The following is a 648-nucleotide window of genomic DNA, read 5'->3' on the forward strand; positions in this document are numbered from 1 at the left end:
TAAAGAAACACATCCTTTGTATTTCGGTACATTGGCGCAAGTAATAATGAGTGCCCACACAGATTGTTTGATTAGAATGATAAAGCGCAAAAATAGTTCCGGGTCCCCATCGTCTAGAGGCCTAGGACACCGCCCTTTCACGGCGGTAACAGGGGTTCAAATCCCCTTGGGGATACCAACACTATTCTAGAATATAAAGTCACTTAATAACTGTTCTGCTAAGAATGATTATTAAGTGTTTTTAACACTGCTCTTTAACAATTAGGAAAGCTGATAAATGTTCTTATTTATCGCACAATAACAATGACTTACTTGTAAGTTGATTGGTGTGATAAATAAAACGAAAATGTTTAATTCATTAAGGTGAATTAAACGAGTTCTCAGTATTTAAGTTAACTCTTGTAGTTAAATTAAATGCTGTAATCAAGCAAAATAAAAAGCACATTACATGCAAATGTAATGAGTACGTATCTACTTAGTTAGTTTACTAACTAATAGGTGCACGAAAAACGATTGTTTTTCATATGTAAAATATGAGTCACAAGCGTCTTGGAAACAACATATGACACTTTTTAGGTGTTGTATGGTTAAGTGAATAAGCGTGCACGGTGGATGCCTAGGCAATTAGAGGCGATGAAGGACGTGGTA

Annotated in this window: 1 tRNA gene; it reads left to right on the forward strand. The window is 35.5% G+C overall.

The features are described 5' to 3' along the window. Positions 1–102: 102 nt before the first annotated feature. Positions 103–178 (forward strand) — tRNA-Glu (locus tag Q0794_RS18065). The last annotated feature ends 470 nt before the right edge of the window (positions 179–648 follow it).

The organism is uncultured Psychromonas sp., from assembly GCF_947489755.1.
Lineage (GTDB): Bacteria > Pseudomonadota > Gammaproteobacteria > Enterobacterales > Psychromonadaceae > Psychromonas.